Annotated in this window: 13 protein-coding genes and 1 pseudogene; 9 read left to right on the top strand and 5 right to left on the bottom strand. The window is 43.9% G+C overall.

Going from position 1 to position 18,379, the window contains the following annotated elements:
* Positions 1 to 285: a DUF3081 domain-containing protein gene (locus AAEZ02_RS11835; protein ID WP_101034207.1), complete on the bottom strand. Its 285-nt coding sequence runs from the start codon at positions 283 to 285 to the stop codon at positions 1 to 3.
* Between the two features lie 392 nt (positions 286 to 677).
* Between AAEZ02_RS11835 and AAEZ02_RS11830 the strand changes: the two genes are divergently transcribed.
* Positions 678 to 1,631 carry a sodium-dependent bicarbonate transport family permease gene (locus AAEZ02_RS11830; RefSeq protein WP_101034206.1) on the top strand — a complete coding sequence of 318 codons (954 nt, stop codon included), beginning with the start codon at positions 678 to 680 and terminating at the stop codon, positions 1,629 to 1,631.
* 439 nt (positions 1,632 to 2,070) lie between these two features.
* On the opposite strand, the gene glnE is transcribed toward AAEZ02_RS11830, so the two are convergent.
* Positions 2,071 to 4,926 carry a bifunctional [glutamate--ammonia ligase]-adenylyl-L-tyrosine phosphorylase/[glutamate--ammonia-ligase] adenylyltransferase gene (glnE, locus tag AAEZ02_RS11825; protein WP_164839441.1) on the bottom strand — a complete coding sequence of 952 codons (2,856 nt, stop codon included), beginning with the start codon at positions 4,924 to 4,926 and terminating at the stop codon, positions 2,071 to 2,073.
* Between the two features lie 161 nt (positions 4,927 to 5,087).
* Here glnE and AAEZ02_RS11820 point away from each other — a divergent pair, with 161 nt between their 5' ends.
* The 8 genes from AAEZ02_RS11820 to AAEZ02_RS11785 all read left to right on the top strand — a co-directional run bounded on the left by AAEZ02_RS11820 (position 5,088) and on the right by AAEZ02_RS11785 (position 12,078).
* Entirely contained in the window at positions 5,088 to 6,050 is a 963-nt protein-coding gene (locus tag AAEZ02_RS11820) for a hypothetical protein (RefSeq protein ID WP_101034205.1), read from the top strand.
* Positions 6,051 to 6,063: 13 nt separating this feature from the next.
* On the top strand, positions 6,064 to 6,963 hold the full coding sequence (locus tag AAEZ02_RS11815) for a DUF350 domain-containing protein (protein WP_351123205.1): 900 nt from the start codon (positions 6,064 to 6,066) through the stop codon (positions 6,961 to 6,963).
* 3 nt (positions 6,964 to 6,966) lie between these two features.
* Complete coding sequence (locus AAEZ02_RS11810; protein WP_233768622.1) at positions 6,967 to 8,727, top strand: polyamine aminopropyltransferase; 1,761 nt, start codon at positions 6,967 to 6,969, stop codon at positions 8,725 to 8,727.
* 79 nt (positions 8,728 to 8,806) lie between these two features.
* The gene (locus AAEZ02_RS11805; protein ID WP_101034203.1) at positions 8,807 to 9,220 is read left to right on the top strand and encodes a YjfI family protein; all 414 of its coding nucleotides are present in this window, start codon (positions 8,807 to 8,809) and stop codon (positions 9,218 to 9,220) included.
* A 10-nt stretch (positions 9,221 to 9,230) separates the two neighbouring features.
* Positions 9,231 to 9,920 carry a PspA/IM30 family protein gene (locus AAEZ02_RS11800; protein WP_101034202.1) on the top strand — a complete coding sequence of 230 codons (690 nt, stop codon included), beginning with the start codon at positions 9,231 to 9,233 and terminating at the stop codon, positions 9,918 to 9,920.
* 6 nt (positions 9,921 to 9,926) lie between these two features.
* On the top strand, positions 9,927 to 10,580 hold the full coding sequence (locus tag AAEZ02_RS11795; protein WP_351076340.1) for a hypothetical protein: 654 nt from the start codon (positions 9,927 to 9,929) through the stop codon (positions 10,578 to 10,580).
* Positions 10,581 to 10,603: 23 nt separating this feature from the next.
* On the top strand, positions 10,604 to 10,939 hold the full coding sequence (locus tag AAEZ02_RS11790) for a hypothetical protein (RefSeq protein ID WP_101034200.1): 336 nt from the start codon (positions 10,604 to 10,606) through the stop codon (positions 10,937 to 10,939).
* Between the two features lie 329 nt (positions 10,940 to 11,268).
* Positions 11,269 to 12,078, top strand: coding sequence for a potassium channel family protein (locus AAEZ02_RS11785; protein ID WP_101034808.1), 810 nt, complete (start codon positions 11,269 to 11,271; stop codon positions 12,076 to 12,078).
* A 255-nt stretch (positions 12,079 to 12,333) separates the two neighbouring features.
* Here AAEZ02_RS11785 and mrcB read toward each other — a convergent pair whose 3' ends face one another.
* The 3 genes and pseudogenes from mrcB to AAEZ02_RS11770 form a co-directional block, all read right to left on the bottom strand.
* Entirely contained in the window at positions 12,334 to 14,634 is a 2,301-nt protein-coding gene (gene mrcB, locus AAEZ02_RS11780) for a penicillin-binding protein 1B (RefSeq protein ID WP_101034199.1), read from the bottom strand.
* 68 nt (positions 14,635 to 14,702) lie between these two features.
* Positions 14,703 to 17,288, bottom strand: coding sequence for an ATP-dependent helicase HrpB (hrpB, locus tag AAEZ02_RS11775; RefSeq protein ID WP_351123200.1), 2,586 nt, complete (start codon positions 17,286 to 17,288; stop codon positions 14,703 to 14,705).
* Between the two features lie 128 nt (positions 17,289 to 17,416).
* Positions 17,417 to 18,307 (bottom strand): annotated as a pseudogene (locus AAEZ02_RS11770) (EAL domain-containing protein); the annotation flags it as partial.
* Positions 18,308 to 18,379 lie beyond the last annotated feature (72 nt).

Below are 18,379 nucleotides of genomic sequence, written 5' to 3'. Positions count from 1 at the left end.
CTAAGATGCTTGGTAATTTTCAACGTCATTAAAACGACGTAAGAAGTTGTCAAGGGCATCACTGGTCGGATATTCGAACTGATATTTATTGTGAAAAAACACCGTTAAGCTGACCTGAGCGTCAGATAAGGTAATAGTATAACCATCATGGTCTGTTTGCGCGCTAATGCCACATAACCAATAATCATGGCCAAAATGACCGTCTTCAATGGCACGCTTTTCGCCATGTTGGGTGACTTTGTTAAATACTTTTAACGCACGGTGAATATCAATTTCATTTTTCATGTCATGCTCTGCTGTTAATTTTTTATGTTGCTATTTAAAGATACTATACGCCGATTGCCTTTAATAGATCAGCCCTCAATAGATCAGTATTTAATAGATCAGTTTTTAATAGGCCAGTCATTAATCGATCTGCACTAAATAGATCAGTCATTAATCGATCTGCATTGAATAGATCCCTCAGTAATCGATCTGCACTAAATAGTTCAGTCATTAATCGACCTACATTGAATAGATCCCTCAGCAATCGATCTGCATTGAATCGATCAGTCCTTAATCGAACGGCTTAGTTTAAAGCGGCTCAGTATTGCAGTTTCTTTTTCAGTTAAAACATTTCCATTTGTTAACACAACAAGGCAAAATCACCATACTTTATAACAGACTGAACCTATACCATGCCTGATATTGTGATTGCCTTTTTTGCCCTAGGTTTGCTTGCTGGACTGATCAAATCAGATTTAAAAGTCCCTAAAGCCACCTACGAAACCCTGTCCATCTTGCTAATGCTGACGCTAGGACTTAAAGGCGGAATGGCACTGCATGGTGAAACCAAAAATTTAGCGATCACTGAATTACTGTCTATTATTGCACTTGGGTTTATTATCCCACTGACTCTTTACCCTTTGCTTCGAAAATTAATTCAATTACCACAAAAAGAAGCCATTAGCATTGCGGCCCATTATGGCTCAGTCAGTGCGGGAACATTTGCCGTGGTGATGACCATGGTCGATCAATCTCAATGGCCTTTACGACCTGAAACAACATTGTATCTGGTGTTACTTGAACTGCCTGCGATTATTATCATGTTATGGCTACATCGTTATTTACAAGCCAAAACCGCAGGAAATAGTCAACACGCTTCGGCTGGCAGCGTATTGCACGAAGCCCTGACAAGTCGCGGAGTTGTGTTGCTCTGTGGTGGGGTGGTCATAGGCTGGATATATGGCTCCAGCGGCATGGCACCACTCACACCAATGTTATTGGCGGGTTTTAAAACCTTGTTAGCACTATTCTTATTAGAAATGGGGATTAGTACCGCTAAAGTGTGCTTACCGATCCCATACAAGCAATGGCGTTTATTATTATTTGCAGCGGTCATTCCATTTGTACTGGCTTGGGCGGGTATCGGTTTAGGGGTGTTACTTGATTTACCCTCTGGCAGTATTTTGGTGCTTGCAGCCCTAAGTGCCAGTGCATCTTACATTGCGGCTCCTGCAGCAATTAAGGCGGCGATACCGGATGCGAATATCGGCTTGGCTATGTTGGCGTCGCTGGGGATAACGTTTCCGATTAACGTATTAATAGGCCTACCCGTCTACCAATTGTGGATTGCGCAGATACTAGGGTAAACCGTTATAAATTAGCTTAACGCCCATATTATTTGAACCAAAACGAATGCCTCAAGTGAGTATTGGTTTATCTCATCCGGTATTATTTAGCCTGATGATGAGCGGCTTTATCAACCAACATCGCGTTATCGACGTTAAGCTGATAATGGTATGAAGTTAATCACGGCTTTGCTGGTCGATGCACCACAGCTTTACTAATACGCGTGGCGCTAAGGCTTGCTGTATCCAAGCTGATGTTGAACCACCTTCTGCTCAAAACGCGCTAATACCTTGCAGGTTAATGGCATGACCACAACATGAAATATCTTGGTGGATTTCGCATACCTCTTCACATTGCACAGACTTAAATCATTAGCACTGGGAGTCGATTAAACTTATCAACCCAATCGATGCTGAAAACCGCTGTTAACTGACGAGATATCAACCTGGATCCATTTAATTAACCGTCAACCCCTAAAATATGATTATAAATCTCCACCACACTTTCTGTTTTTTGCTGCACGCTTTGCTTGGATAATTTACTGGGTAATTGTTGCAATGTCAGTTCATGATTCTCGTCGCGGAGCCAGCAATAGGTTTGAGTTAACTGCTGGGCTTGCATGATAGGCAATAACTCCAACTCAGCTAATACTTCAAATATACGCACATTATCAGACCAAATGGTTAACTCTTGATATTGGTAGGCATAGGCTAAGACTAGGTACTGAGCGATAAATTCGATGTCAGCAATCCCACCAGCACTCTGTTTTAAATCAAATTGCCCTGGCTCAACGCGGAGCAAGTGCTCACGCATTTTGATACGCATGTCCCTGACGGCTTTGGCCAATACCACTTTATCTCGCTCTATTTGCAAGACTTGCGAGCGTAGCTCACTAAAGCGTCCTGCCAGCGAATAATCACCAAACACAAAACGAGCCCGCACTAAAGCTTGATGCTCCCACGTCCAGGCTTCTTGTTGTAAATAGGCACCAAAATGCTCAATTTCACTGACTAACAAGCCAGATGCGCCAGAGGGTCGTAAACGCATGTCGACTTCATATAATTCACCCGAGGTTGTGCGGGTGGCAAATAAATGCACAATTCGCTGCGCCAGTTTTAAGTAAAAGTAGCCATTGTCGATCGGGCGTTTGCCATCTGTAGTGCCAGAACCGGTATGACCGTGTAAAAAAACCAAATCTAAATCAGAACCATAACCTAGCTCAATGCCACCGAGTTTACCGTAACCAATCACCGCAAACCCCATGTTGCTAGGGCTAGTTTCCTCGGGAATACCGTGGCGAGACGCCACTTGATGCCAAGCTTGCAGCACGACTTGCTCGATAATGGCTTCGGCTAAAAAGGTTAAATGATCACTTACCTGCATCACAGGTAAAACGCCAGTCACATCGGCGGCAGCAATCTTGAGCTGTTGAGACAATTTAAACTGCCGCAACGCTTCCATTTGCTGTTCCATGTCATCTTCTGGTACCCGTAACAAGTACTGACGTAATTCGCTAGGGTAATCATCAATCGAGGTAATGTCATACAGCTGCGACGGATCAATTAACTCATCTAGCAGCATCGGGAAATTGGCCAGCTCGCGCGCAATCCAAGGACTTGCACAGCACAAACTGACTAACTGCTGTCGAGCGCCCGGGTTTTCACACAAAAGCTCTAGATAAGTGGTACGGGTTAAGATTTTATCCAGCACTTTTGACACAGGTTTAAACGCTTGACTCGGTTTAACTTGATTGACTAATTCTTCCAGCAACTTAGGCATTAGCTTATCGAGCGTTTCACGTCCTCGCGGCCCGATAGAACGTTTGGACACCGTTTGATGCCACTCATTTAATAGTGGCCATAATTCGGCATCATCGATTTGTTGCTCTTGCAACAAGGCATTAGCGTGTTCATCTTGCTGAATATTCCAAAATAAACAGGTCCAATGATCATTATGTTCGTGGCTGTCAGCCCCGCCTACTGTGTCATTGAAGTGACCATGAATGGTTGCCATCGCCTTGTTGATTTTTTGGCGAAGTGCCGCTTCGTCTTCTACCCCTAGCGGGTAACATAAACGCTGCCAATCGAGTTCATTATTGGGCAGGGTTTGCGTTTGTTTATCGTCAATGGCCTGCAATAAATTCTCCACGCGACGCAATAAAATATAACTGTGTTTAAGCTCATCGACGGCTAAATATTCCAACTGCCCTAGGCTGTACAAGGTATCAATGGCGCCAAATAAACTTTGCTGTCGCAATGCAGGCTCGCGTCCGCCACGGATCAACTGAAAACTTTGCACCACGAATTCGACTTCACGGATCCCGCCAGCACCAAGCTTAATATTGTCAGTTAACTGACGACGCCTAACTTCTTGGGCAATCAGTTGCTTCATTTTACGCAGTGATTCAATGGCAGAAAAATCAATATAACGCCGATAAACAAACGGGCGTAATAAATCATGGAGCTCGTCACAATAGCCCGACCAAGGACCAAGCACTCGCGCTTTGACCATGGCATAACGTTCCCAATCGCGACCTTGCTCTTGGTAATAGTCTTCTAACCCACTAAAGCTGACCACCAAAGGACCACTTTCACCATAAGGACGTAAACGCATGTCGACCCGAAATACAAATCCATCTACGGTCACTTGGTCGAGTAGATTAACCAAACGCTGGCCCATGCGAATAAAAAATTGTTGATTGTCCTGAGTCCGTCGACCGCCAACGGTTTCACCATGTTCTGGAAAGGTAAAAATTAAATCGATATCAGATGAAAAATTAAGCTCACGTCCGCCTAATTTCCCCATCCCCAAAATCAATAAAGGTTGTGGCTTACCTTCTGCACTCATCGGTGTACCGTATTGCTTACACATCTCTTGGTATAACCAATCTCGCCCAGCAATAACCAATGCCTCTGCTAATGCAGACAAATCGAGTAATGACTCTTCGACTGGGGTGTAATTTAAAAAATCACGCCACGCTAAGCGAACCATTTGCACATTACGATAACGACGTAAAACCGATTTAACTTGTTCTTCTTGCGTTAATTCCGCTAACAGCGAATGTAACCCAGCATCAAACTCACTGCGCACAACATCATCTAATAAGCCATTAAATAACTGCACAATCCATTCTGGATGACGGCAAAGTTGCTCTCCCATATAATCACTCAAGCCAAATACGGTCTTTAACTCTTGCTGTTGCACGGCGGTCAGTGCTGTTTTAGCTTCAGGCCAAACATCACAGAGTCTTAACCAGTAACGATCTGCACTGGCTAACATCGCGGCAGATAATACCTTGTCACCTTGGTTTTGCATGGCAATAATGATCCCTAAAGAAATGAGTGTTGGACATATTATGTCGCGAGTGGTATATCTATCAGTCAGTCTAATGTTCAGATTAATATCATTGACACCCAGATTACTATAACCTGTGTCATATTGAATTAGCACATGAAAAATCTACATTTGGAGAAAACATGGTAGGTCACCTCCCCCGTGTACTCACATTGATAACCGTATTGTTTGTCACGTTAACCCTTGGCGGTTGCGGTGATAACAGACCGGAACAAATTGCTCAGTACCAGCAACTTGCCCAACAACGTCTTGATCTGTTGGCTAGTTCGCTCAACAACAATCAGCTGCGTAATGCGACATTACTCAAACAATACTGCCGTATTCTCGCTCAGCGTCAATCCGATTTAACCCCATTGCTGGAAGAGTTGGCTAAAGATGCTGGCACAGAAGGTCCAATGTTTACGTCATTAACCCGTCGTAATAAAGACTTAAACAACAGCGCTAACTTTATTGATTTAGACCAGCAATTAGCTGAAGCACAGAATATTTATCAAGCCGCCGACAGCAGTTTGTATAACGATATGCTGTCCGATCCCGTCAATGTAGTTGCCGATATGTCTAATGGGCAACTGGCCAGAGTCAATGCTATCAGCCGTGAAGCTGAAGCGCTGGCAAATGGCTCCGAAGGCAGTGGTGCTGGTAGTCAGCTGGTGGGCAATCCGTCTTACGGTAGTTGGCAAAATAATTCAAGCGGCACCTCAATCTGGGCTTGGTATGGCATGTATGCGATGTTTTCTAACTTCTCTCGTCCAATAGGTTACGGTCGTTGGTCAGGTAACCGTGGCTACAGCTACTACAATGATGTAGGACGTTACCGTTACACATCACCAAGCCAAGCGACCTCGCAAGCAAAAACCTTTGAACAAACCAAGAAACGTTTTAACAGCCAAGGGAAACGATTCGATAGCCCTTATGCCAAAACTCGAACAGGCTCAACAAGCTTGTCACGTCAAAGTGCGAGCGTACCCAAAGCCAGTAGCACTACCCAAAGCGCGAGTAGAAAATTCCGTTCGAGCTATTCAAAAGACAGTAGTTTCCGTAACTCAAGCAGCCGCACTAGTCGCGGTGTTAGCCGTGGAAAATAGGTAAGGACTCACCATGACATTTTTTCAAGAATATGGCTTAACTCAACATTTGGCGATTATTTTAGCCATTGATTTAACCATCGCTATAATTTTACTGGCGTTGATGCGTTATTTGCAAGGTTGGAGCATTAAAGTCAATAGCAGTGCTGAGCTTGCAGAGCGCGACAATTTTGCGTTTGGTATTAGTACCGCAGGTGCGATCGCTGCATTAGGGATTGTGCTTACAGGGGCCATCACTGGCGAAGCTGCACCGTCTTATTTAACCGAAGCTATTGGCATGTCGGCTTACGGCTTGTTTGGCTTAGTGCTAATTAAATTAGGCCGGTTTTTACATGATAAAATAGCCTTAAATGAATTTGCTAAGAACGATGAAATTCTTAAAGGTAATGTCTCTGTTGCTGTGGTTGACGCCGCGGCTGCCATTGCCACTGCGATTATTATTCGCGCAGTATTAATGTGGGCAGAAGATCTTACCCTAGATACCTTTATTGGTATTTTTAGTGCATTTTTAATCTCACAATTGATGCTAGTCATACTCACTCGATTACGTGAAAAACGTTATGCTAAACGTAATCAAAGCGCCTCAATGCAACAAGCATTAACCCAAAATCAAACCGCATTAGCACTACGTCACAGCGGCTATATGATAGCGATGGCGTTAAGCTTTAAAGCGGCCAGCCATTTCATTGTTTATGACCCAAGCGCCCATTTAAGCAACATTATTAGTTGGTGCGTTTTTTCACTGATCATGCTGGTGGTGTTATCGCTGTTGATCGCCATAGTGAAAAAACTGGTGTTAGCCGGTATCAATCTGGCTGAAGAAGTTGAAAAACAACACAACATTGGTATTGCAGCCGTTGAAATGGCAATTAGTATTGCTGTTGCTCTTATTCTTACGGCGTTAATGGCTTAATTTATGACAACACCTTTGCTCGATGATCTTCCCGTTAACACAACACCGGGGGACCCACAGCAAAGTTCCCTTCCCTCCCGTGAAGTATCGTGGCTTGATGATGCCTTATTGCTCGGCATTATGGCCTCGCTGGCGGGATGCGGTCTTATTTATGAATACTTATTATCGCACTATGCGGGGCGTATTTTAGGCGCGCTAGAAGCCGCTATTTACACCATGATAGGTTTGATGATTGTGTCTATGGGCGTAGGAGCATTTGCCGCCCGTAAAATAAAATGCGCATTCACAGGCTTTGCCATGCTCGAGTTAACAGTAGCACTGTGCGGCTCGTTTGCCATTATTGTTACCGCTGCGGTCATTGGGTTTGGCCAACAACTTCCTTTAGCTATAGCCAATACGCTGGGTCTGCCTCCTGATCATTTACCCAATGGCGGCTTTATTGCTGGCCTGCAAACCCTCAGCAAATACTTACCTTATGTATGGGGTGTATTGCTTGGGTTAATGATTGGTATGGAAATTCCGCTTATTGCTCGCGTTCGGCAATCCTTATCTGAAGCGCACTTACTGCATAATGCCGGCACCATATATGGTGCCGATTACATTGGTGCAGGTATAGGCGCGGCTATTTGGGTCGGCTTTATGCTAGCCATTGATATTCAATTAGCGGCTGCGCTAACCGCAAGTGTTAATTTACTCGCTGGACTAGTATTTATTTGGCGCTTTTGGGCCAAAATTCGTCATGTTAAATGGCTGCTTATTGGCCATATTATTGCCAGTGTTGTGATTGGAATTTTAGCGGTTAAAGGCCCTAATTGGGAACAACATTTTAATAATCTATTGTATAAAGATCATGTAGTGTATGCCAAAGCAACCCGGTTCCAGCAGCTCAACTTTACTGAGCGTTTACGTGGTGGAGGGTTAGCGCCAGTTTATAATTTATACATCAATGGGCGTTTGCAATTCTCTAGTAGCGACGAGCATATTTACCACAGCTTTTTAGTTCATCCAACATTAGCGGCCAGTGCCCGGCACAATAACGTGCTCATTATTGGCGGCGGCGATGGTTTAGGCTTAAAACAAGTGCTCAAATGGCAACCTAAAGCGGTTACATTGATGGATTTAGATCAAGACTTGTTGAGCTTATTTACATCACCGCCAGCAGATATGCCGCAACGTTTGAGCGATGCATTACTAGCATTAAATGGAAATTCGTTAAACGATCCACGATTAACGCTGGTCGTTGACGATGCGTTTAATGGGGTTGATAAGCTGATCCAAAAAGGCCAAATGTTTGATGCCATCATTGTTGACTTACCCGACCCAAGCCATCCTGACTTAAACAAACTCTATTCGGATTTATTTTACCGAAAACTCAATGAGCTGCTCAGCGCCGATGGTGTCATCACAGTGCAATCAACCTCCCCCTATCATGCACGCAAAGCGTTTATGTCTGTTGGCAAGACACTGACTGCAGCAGGATTTAATGTAAAACAGTATCATCATAATGTGCCTAGCTTTGGTGAATGGGGCTGGAGCATGGGCAGTAAAATGGGCAAAAACCCACAACAACGACTCGCGACATTACAGACACTACCAGTGCCAGAAGAATGGTTAACCCCAGGCTTAATCAAGGCTTCATTTGAATTCCCGGGTGATTTTTATGATGATATCGATAGCATTAACGTAAACGAAATTGGTTCATTACAGCTGTATCATTACCACCTAGCAGCTTGGTCAGAATATGAAGTAATTAATCTTTTTTAATTGAACCAGATAGCGCTTGACATATTATGTCTAGATGCTATCGTTACTCACAGACATAATATGTCAATTAAGGACAAATATGAACATCCATACCATTGCAAGTCACCTAAATGGACTTTGCGATCAAAGCAAAACCGGTTTTCAGTTTGATTGTTATCCGATTGACGGTGATGTTGAAGTGTTACAAGTCAATATTGTCAGCCGTGAAGAAATTCCGGTGTTTGTATCAGTAACTGACAACCAAATATTGTGTATCAGTTATCTGTGGGGCGAAAACGAAGTAAACCAAGATCGCCGCGCTGAAATGTTTGAGACCATGTTAGAGCTCAACATTCCAATGCCATTATCATCATTTGCGAAAATCGATGATAAATATGTGGTTTACGGTGCTTTGTCTGTGCAATCAAGCATGGAAGAAATTGAACAAGAATTAGCCGTTCTGTCAGACAACTGTCTGGAAGTTATCGACGAACTCGTCGAATTTTTAAACTAAGGAGCCAATTATGGGCATTCTAAACAAGATTCTTACAGCGTTTCGTGGTGGTGCAACCGAAGTTGGCCAGACTGTCGTTGACGCAAACTCAACCCGTATTTTTGAACAAGAAATTCGTGATGCAGAAAAGCATTTAACTCGCGCAAAGCGTGAGTTAACTGATGTCATGGCAAAAGAAATGCAGGCCAGTCGTGAAATTGATCGCTTAAAGCGCAGCGTTACCGAACACGAGGGTTATGTGGCCCAAGCGCTAGACAAAGGTAATGAAGCATTAGCTATTGAAATTGCTGAAAAGATTGCTCAGTTAGACGAAGAGTTATCCGAACAACAAACTGCCAATGACAGCTTTAGTTCCCATGCGCTGCGTTTAAAAGACTTAGTCAAAAAGACCGAGCGTCAGTTAAATGATTACCAACGTCAATTAACCATGGTTAAAACCACTGAAAGCGTGCAAAAAGCAACCGCGACTATTACTGACTCGTTTGCCTCAAGCAACTCTAAACTGCTTAATGCTAAAGATTCACTTGAGCGTATCAAAGCACGTCAACAGCAGTTTGATGACCGCTTAAAGGCGTCAGAAACATTAGCGGATGAAAGTAGCGACAAGTCATTACATGCCAAACTAGCTCAAGCAGGTATTGGTGAGCAAAAGTCGAATGCCAATGCCGTGTTAGATCGCATCAAAGCACGAAAAGGCTAGGCGAATATGGGATTTCTTAGCGGCCTATTTGGCAAAAAAGAAGCCCCGAAGCGCCAGCTTGACCATCCCAATAAACTGCTCAAGGGTGATATGATCACCTTTGATGACAGTTTTGCTTTGCCCACGCAATTGCGTGGGCAACAGCTTAAGGTTGAGGGTATTCATACTTATGAATACCAGCGCTCGCAGCTTTGTGAATTCTTATTACGTGGCCATAGCGGCAGCGCAATTTATTTATCCTATATAAAAGAAGATGAACCCTACTTAAGTATTTCAATGAAAATCAATCGCGCGGAGGTTGAACAATTGTTTGATCTTGAGGCCTTTTCTGAAATATTTGAAGAACCAGGCAAAGCAACACTCAGCGTGCAAACGCTTCCCGCCGAGCTAAGTGCTGAGTGGGATAAATGGCTTAGTGATGAATATCATCAAGTCGAATTTGGCTGTTTTGGTTATTTTCATCGTCAAGATTATCGAGACCTTAAACCGCCTCAAAATGACGATGATGCCCGCGGTGAAGGATTTGAAGGCTATAGTTTAGTTAATTCTGATGACTCTCACGCCGTGGATATTGAAGTTTACGAAAGTGGAGATACCGAAGTGATGTTAACTTTATATCGACCACTGACCGATATTAGAGAGTACTGGCCAGCAAGCTGATACAGCTAGGAGACGATTTTCGAATGAGCTCAGGCAAACCGTTACCAGAGAAATGGCTTAAAAACCAACAAGCGGCAAAAGCGACTCAAGTGGCTTTTGATCTGGACGAGAAGTTTCAATACTCTATCCGAAAAGCGGCCTTAGACAAAGGCGTAAGTCCTTCAGACCAAATCCGCACTATACTCGGACTGTCAGTATCTAAACGTCCTAAACGCCCCCGTTTGACCGTATCATTAAATGCTGAAGACTACGTGATTTTAGCGCAAAGATACGGTTTAGAGAGTGAATCACAGCTGGAAATCAAGAAACGGGTATTAGATGACCTAGTCCATTTTGTTGATACTAAATCAGCAAAATAAACACGGTTTTACGCTAATTATGCCAAATAAAAACAACGCACTAGACTCCTGTCTTGTGCGTTTTTTTGTTATGATAAAGCTAATCAATTAACAAAGCCTATCGGTTAACGAACGTAAGCGGACTTAACGACCCCTAACGCTGGATAAGTGAGGGGATAAATCGTTAAAAACGGTTTGGTTTTAAGTCTGCAATATTAAGCTTTCCATGTGTTTTGCCAACAAGGTGTATTGACGTATCAATAGCGGGCTTATTGTTAGTTGATACCACTCCGGTCGCGCAACAAAGGCTATTTGATAACCATTTATTATCCAGAGTTGAGGTTAACTACATGCTTGGATCTAAAGCTTGGTCGCTAAAAAATGTCGATGGTCCTAGTCCGTTCGAACTTGCGATGATGGTGTTATCATTAGTGTCAGTGGTCATAGTGCTCACCATTACCTTTGGTCGATTAGACGCCGAAACCAACAAAGTGCTGCTGTATATCGACAGTGCAATATGCATGGTTTTTATGAGTAATTTTTTTGTTGGCTTATTTAAAGCACGCAGTAAAACCTACTACCTCCAGCATCACTGGATAGACTTTATTGCCAGCATCCCTGCCATTGAACCATTGCGATTTGCACGCATATTCCAAATATTACGCGTGATCCGACTGATCCGCATGAGCCGATCTTTATTAATCCCATTATTGCGCCAACGAAAACAAACAACGCTAGCCAGTTTACTGGTGGCAATGATATTAATTTTGGCCGCCGCATCGGTGCTTATTTTATTGGTAGAAAGTGCAGAACCTAACGCCAACATCCAAACCGCAGAACAAGCAATTTGGTGGGCATTAGTGACCATATCAACGGTTGGTTACGGTGATTTTTATCCCGTCACTACGGTCGGTCATATCATTGGTGGACTGGTGATTATCAGTGGTGTTAGCTTTTTTGGGGTTATCTCCGGTTATATGGCATCTGTTTTCGTCGCCCCAGATGAGCAAGAACGTAATGAAGCACAAGAGGCTCAAGAAGCCCATAAAGCAGAAATCAATACCAAGCTAGAATTAGCCCTTGAACGCATGGAACAAAATCAGCAGCAAATGCTCAAAGAGATCACCACATTACGTAACCAACTCAATCAGCGAAAATAATCCCAACTCGGGATAAGAGATTAGATAAAACGATAAAATGGGATTATTTCAAGTCGGCAATATCACACTTGCCATTGATGTTGCTAACAAAGCGCATTGACGCATCTATGGCAAGTCGATGTAATAATAACAGCAGAAAAGAAGAGCGGTTTGATAATCGTTATGATTCTAAACTGAGGTTAAATATATAAAGCCCAAAGTAATCACTTACTTTGGGCTTTATATTTGCAGCTAAACAACGGTCAAGCTAACGATTTACTTTCCAACCAGCTTCTGCCACCAAGATAATGACTCACCACAATTGGCTAGCGGATGATAGCTAGAGTCTAATGCAGGTAAACCAATAATATTATTACAATTTCCTTGCTTAGCCGCGCCTGTTGTGCGGTCAAAATAACCATGGATCACCCCATTAACCGGCAACATACGTAAACTGAGTGGAGGACGTTCACGTAAAAAAGCTTGATACACTGCCATTGCGCCGCTGCTGCCGTACAAACCGGTTTTACTGTTATCGTCTTGACCGACCCAAATTGCCGCTACGTTACGCTCATCAAACCCAGCAAACCATGAGTCACGACTATCATTACTGGTGCCCGTTTTTCCTGCTAAACGCACGCCAGGAAACGCACGGCCTAAGCGTTTAGCCGTACCACTAAGCACCACTTGATTCATCACATATTGGACTAAGTAATCGGTCGCAGGATCAATCGCCATTGACGATGGCACACGACTCACATCTAATGCTTGGTTTTGACTGTCTAACACCGCGGTAATCGATGATAACTTACGGTAACGACCTTCATCAGCAAGGGTTTGATAAACTTGAGCCACCATTAATGGTGAACCATTTACGGCGCCTAACAACATGGATGGATAAGGTGAAATATCATCAGTCCAACCCGACTTTTGCAATGTGTTAGCAACGTTATCCACTCCAACAGCCAAACCGACATTGACTGTCGGAACGTTCATTGAATCTTTAAACGCACTTAATAAAGGTACTTGACCAGTGAACTTTTTATCTACGTTTTTAGGCGACCAGGTTTTACCTTGCTCATTTGTTAGCGTGATCGGTTTGTCATCAATTGGGGTCGCTAAAGTGAATCGATCACCTTGGCGTAATGCACTTGCATACACGAATGGTTTAATTAACGAACCGATTGGACGTCTAATTTCTACCGCACGATTAAAGCCATCATAACTGGGTTGTCTGTCACCCACCATGGCTGCAATGCCGCCGGTATATTTGTCCGTTACCACCATGCCAACTTGAATATTTTTAGCCCGTTTATCCAATGACGCCATCGTCGACAATACCGCTTTTTCTGCGGCTTCTTGAGCCATAGGATCTAACGTGGTGTATACCTTCACCCCTGACTGCTGTAATAACGTATCGCCGTAGCGCTCACGAAGTTCTTGCTTTACGACCGCAAAGAAAGCTGGCAATTTTTGGTGTATTGACTTTTTCTCACTGCGTAGTCCTATAGGCGACTCTGCTGCGGCCTTATATTGTGCAACAGTCAATTGGTCATTTTCCATTAATATACGTAGCACCAGATCTCGACGCTCTTGAGCACGATCAGGATTACGCCAAGGATTGTAATAAGAAGGCCCTTTGATCACTGCCACCAAAAAGGCTTGTTGCGACACCGTCAGCTCACCGATTGGGCGACCAAAATAAAATTGTGACGCTAACCCCATACCGTGTACGCCACGCGCCTTATCTTGGCCCATGTAAACTTCATTCAGATAAGCTTCTAGGATTTCATCTTTGCTATAACGAAAATCAATAATCAATGCCATTATGGCTTCACGCACTTTACGAACAATTGAGCGTTCACTGCTTAAAAAGAAATTTTTGGCTAACTGTTGGGTTAAGGTTGATCCACCTTGCACAGTGCGACCGGCAGAAATGTTAACCATAGCAGCACGAGCAATGGCCAGTGGGTTCACGCCGTAATGATCGTAAAAGCTGCGGTCTTCAACCAAAATAAGCGCATCGATGATCATTGCAGGCATCTCTGACGCCGGCACAAATAAGCGGTCTTCACCATTGCCAGCAATAATCCGATCGAGTAATACCGGTTCTAAATGAAATACAGCTAATTCACGTTTATCAGACATGCGGTTAACCGAGCTAACTCCGTCAGAGTCAAAACTGATCATCACTCGCTGTTCAGCTTGATTACCTTCGGGATGTAAAAACGGTCGACGCCATAATTCAATACGAGTGCTAGAGGCTGAAAACTCGCCAACTTGACGTGGGTTTGACACTTTACGATAACCCAGTAACTTAAGTTCGGCCATTAACTGAGGATGGTTGATCGCAGCACCTGGATATAATGCCATTGAGCGACTAAAAACTTGGGCAGGCAAATGCCACTTTTGGCCTTCAAACTTTTGCCCAATAATTTGATCTAAATAAATAGCATAAAAGCTCACAACAGCAATACCAACGATTGATAATTTCCATGTGAGAGACCAGAGTTTTTGCCTCCAAGATGGGCCACTGTTTTTTTTGGTTGCCGAAGACTTTTTGGTTTTTTTAGTCATAAATAATGGTTTCGTTTTCCATATAACACTGAATTAATTACATGTTGTTAATAAGCGACATGGCTTATTTACACGCCTGGAGTTTTCTTTTTAGTAAATTTTGTCGCCACAGTATTGACCGGATCATCTGGCCATAAATGCCTTGGGTATCGGCCGCGCATTTCTTTTTTAACGTCTACGTAAGGGCCTTGCCAAAAACTGGCTAAATCCGCCGTCACGGCTAATGGTCGTTGTGCTGGCGACAACAGCTCCATCGTCACGGTCATTTTGCCGTGTAATATTAATGGGCTTTGCGCTAAGCCCAACGCTTCTTGTAACCGTACACTTAATAATGCTCGGCCTTGTTGCTCATGGTTATGATAAAAATGTCCGTCAGCGTCAAGGGGCATCTGGTAACGGATCGGCGCACGAGTCCCCGTAGCCATAGGCCAATGCGTCGGAACCAATTGTTCTAATAATTGTTGCTGTTGCCAGTTGAGTAAGTTTTTCACCAATCCATAAGCACCAACCTTAGCTAACGCAGTCAATGAACGGACGTTGTCTAAATAGGGCCCAAGCCAATCTTCGAGTGTAGCCAACAAGTACTCATCGCTTAAACAAGGCCACTCATGCTCTGGCGCATAGTGTCGAGCTAATTCAACCCGATATTGTAACTGGATTAATACTTCGTCACGATTAAGGATTGTTAACCCTTTTATGCGGATTTGTGCTAATAATGCGGCGGTAATTTGTGCCCGAGCAGGTATAATACCAGTGTCGGTTTTAATAATAACCTCACCGATTTTGGTGTGTTTTTCAGCAAAGAACCGCCCTTTTGCATCATCCCATCCACCTTGAATGTGAGTGGTGACTAACGATGCAAGCTCTGCAGTAAACAAACGTTCATCCAGCCTTGCGGCGAGATAAACTTGCCCAGCATTACGACCTTGAGTCTCTTGGAAGTCAGCAACCACTAACCAAGGTTCATGAGCCAAACTATCATCTGCACTGATCACCACGCCGGTACCATTACTTAATAAAAAGCCCTCATGACCGCGAGCCTTAGCAATACGATCCGGGTAAGCAAGTGCTAACAAATAGCTAATATCACGTGTGGATGCATTACGTATTACGTCACTCACCTGACCTGATATCGATAAGGATTGTTGCCATTGCCTGACTTGCTGTTTAATCTGCCCCTGCAGGGCCTCTGTCAAATAATGATGAATATCAGCGCCTTTTTTAGGCAAGCCACGGGCTTCAATAATGCCAGCCAATACGCATGCCAGTAAACAAAGTTGAGGCTGATCATTATGCCGCGCTAGTTGTTTGGCTTTTAGGAGCATATGCGCTAAGCGCGGATGGCAACCTAATGCATAGGCATCACGGCCCAAAGAGGTTAATTTACGTTGCGGGTCAATCAATTCAAGTTGCTGAAGTAATCGCCAGGCAACTTGCTCGTGGATCGGTGGTGGTGGCGTTAATAATGATAACTCAGCAAATGATGTCACCCCCCAACTGGCACAATCAAGCGCCATTGAAGTCAACTCGGCTTGAGAGATTTCGGGCTCATCGACTTTGCGCATTCGCCCTTGTTCTTCTTGGCTCCATAAACGCACACAATACCCCACAGCTAAACGCCCTGCACGCCCACTACGCTGAATAGCAGAGGCTTGGCTAATGCGCCTGAGCCCTAAGCGTGTCACGCCGGTTTTAGGGTTAAAACTGGCTTCACGTCGATAGCCACTGTCAATAACAAGGGTGATCCCTTCGATAGTTAAGCTCGACTCAGCCACATTGGTGGCGAGGACGATTTTACGTTTACCGGGTTCTGCTGCACGAATGGCTTGATCTTGCTCGGCAGAAGACAAATCGCCGTACATAGGACAGATAAGCCATGACCCATTTAAGCGTTGGCGCAATAACCCTGCAAGTTTGCGGATTTCACCTTTACCGGGCAAAAAGGCTAATATACTGCCTTGTTGATAGGCCGCTAACTGAGTCGACTCAATAGTATTGATAATGACCCGTGACATATGTGTAAGCCACAATTGTTGGCTCGGGCAAGGTTGATACGCTATCTCAACCGCAAAACTGCGACCATCGCTGTGGATCTGCGCGGCGTTGGGCATTAACGTGTCTAAAGGTAAACCGGACAAGGTGGCTGACATGGCGATAATGTGTAAATCGTCACGTAATGATTGCTGCACTTCTAATGCTAACGCCAAGCCTAAATCAGTAGCAAGATGTCGTTCATGAATTTCGTCGAAAATAATCACATCAATCCCGCTAAGCTCAGGATCGTGTTGGATCATTCGGGTCAGAATACCTTCAGTGACTATTTCTAATCGAGTATGTGAACTGACTTTTGATTCACCGCGGACACGATACCCCACCGCTTGTCCAACGGCTTGCCCCAATTGTTGAGCAATAAATTTGGCAACATTTCGGGCCGCTACTCGGCGTGGTTCTAACATGAGAATTTTGCCGCTAATTTCAGGCCAAGCTAACATAGCTAATGGTAATGCGGTTGACTTGCCTGCTCCCGTAGGTGCCTCGATAATAATTTGTGAGTGGCTAGCAAACCGGGCGCGCAACGGCTCAAGGACGGCTTGAATAGGCAGTGTTATGGCAGCCGATGGTTTGGGGTGCAGTAATGCTTGTTTTGAGGTCAAGAGGGTTAACTTTTACGGCGATTCTCTGGCAGGCATTTTACCCACATTTGAACTAATCTGTCATTAATTGACGATTTCACCCGCAAATTAATTAACGTCACTCAGCGGTTCACGGCAAACCACAACACTTATATTAACCAAGGAGTCCGTAAACCGTGTTGTAATTGGGCTAATCGAGTCGGTTTATTAATGGCGTAACCTTGAGCATAATCGACGCCAATATTTTTGAGGTATAGCCCTATTTCTGTGTTTTCAACAAATTCGGCAATAACTTCAAAATCCATATCTTTGCCAAGCTGACAAATAGCTGAAACGATCGCTTTGTCACTGCGGTTTTCGCATAAATTCACCACGAATTGGCCATCAATTTTAACATAATCCACATCAAGACATTTCAAATAAGCAAAGCTCGAAAAACCTGAACCAAAATCATCTAAGGCTATCTTGCAACCAAAAGGTCGTAATAAATCAATTAATCCTGTGGCTTGATCTAACTGGCTTACCGCTGCGGTTTCAGTAATTTCAAAACATAATTTACTGACCAGCTCAGGTTCAACCATTAAGCGCATTTCGAGCCAATTCATGAATTTTTTATCCGCCAGCGACATCGCCGACAAATTCACCGACACCATAGAAAGCTGATCCCATGTGGCTAAATTATTTCCGCCCCAGTTCAATAAATTATCGATAACCCAACGGTCGACTCGAGGCGCTAGGTTATAACGCTCAGCAGCAGGCAAAAACACCCCTGGTGATATATATTGGCCATCGCTGCGAACCATCCGCAGCAAGATTTCCATGTGTATACCCGTCTCTGATTTAACTAACGGTTCAATTAATTGATAAAACAACTCAAACTGATCCAATGCTAGCGCGCCAGTAATATCAACAGATGCAAGCATTTGGTTATACATAATGTGCATTTGCGGATCGTCAGGATTATAAAAATGCCAACGGTTACGGCCTTCTTCTTTGGCTAATCGACAGGCGGCATCAGCCTTACTCATCACACCATATATACTCAAGTGAATTCAAACTGCAGGTTTTAATTTCTGAAAGTTATCATTAATTGTATCACCGAGCGTGTCAGC

Origin of the sequence: Shewanella sp. T24-MNA-CIBAN-0130 (assembly GCF_040310185.1) — a bacterium.
Lineage (GTDB): Bacteria > Pseudomonadota > Gammaproteobacteria > Enterobacterales > Shewanellaceae > Shewanella > Shewanella psychromarinicola.
This window is presented reverse-complemented; position numbering and strand designations above follow the sequence as displayed.

Coding starts and splice junctions, on each gene's coding strand:
- AAEZ02_RS11805 (WP_101034203.1), top strand. CDS start 8,807: ATGAACATCCATACCATTGCAAGTCACCTAAATGGACTTTGCGATCAA.
- AAEZ02_RS11790 (WP_101034200.1), top strand. CDS start 10,604: ATGAGCTCAGGCAAACCGTTACCAGAGAAATGGCTTAAAAACCAACAA.
- AAEZ02_RS11815 (WP_351123205.1), top strand. CDS start 6,064: ATGACATTTTTTCAAGAATATGGCTTAACTCAACATTTGGCGATTATT.
- AAEZ02_RS11795 (WP_351076340.1), top strand. CDS start 9,927: ATGGGATTTCTTAGCGGCCTATTTGGCAAAAAAGAAGCCCCGAAGCGC.
- AAEZ02_RS11785 (WP_101034808.1), top strand. CDS start 11,269: ATGCTTGGATCTAAAGCTTGGTCGCTAAAAAATGTCGATGGTCCTAGT.
- AAEZ02_RS11830 (WP_101034206.1), top strand. CDS start 678: ATGCCTGATATTGTGATTGCCTTTTTTGCCCTAGGTTTGCTTGCTGGA.
- AAEZ02_RS11800 (WP_101034202.1), top strand. CDS start 9,231: ATGGGCATTCTAAACAAGATTCTTACAGCGTTTCGTGGTGGTGCAACC.
- mrcB (WP_101034199.1), bottom strand. CDS start 14,634: ATGACTAAAAAAACCAAAAAGTCTTCGGCAACCAAAAAAAACAGTGGC.
- AAEZ02_RS11835 (WP_101034207.1), bottom strand. CDS start 285: ATGAAAAATGAAATTGATATTCACCGTGCGTTAAAAGTATTTAACAAA.
- AAEZ02_RS11820 (WP_101034205.1), top strand. CDS start 5,088: ATGGTAGGTCACCTCCCCCGTGTACTCACATTGATAACCGTATTGTTT.
- AAEZ02_RS11810 (WP_233768622.1), top strand. CDS start 6,967: ATGACAACACCTTTGCTCGATGATCTTCCCGTTAACACAACACCGGGG.
- glnE (WP_164839441.1), bottom strand. CDS start 4,926: ATGCAAAACCAAGGTGACAAGGTATTATCTGCCGCGATGTTAGCCAGT.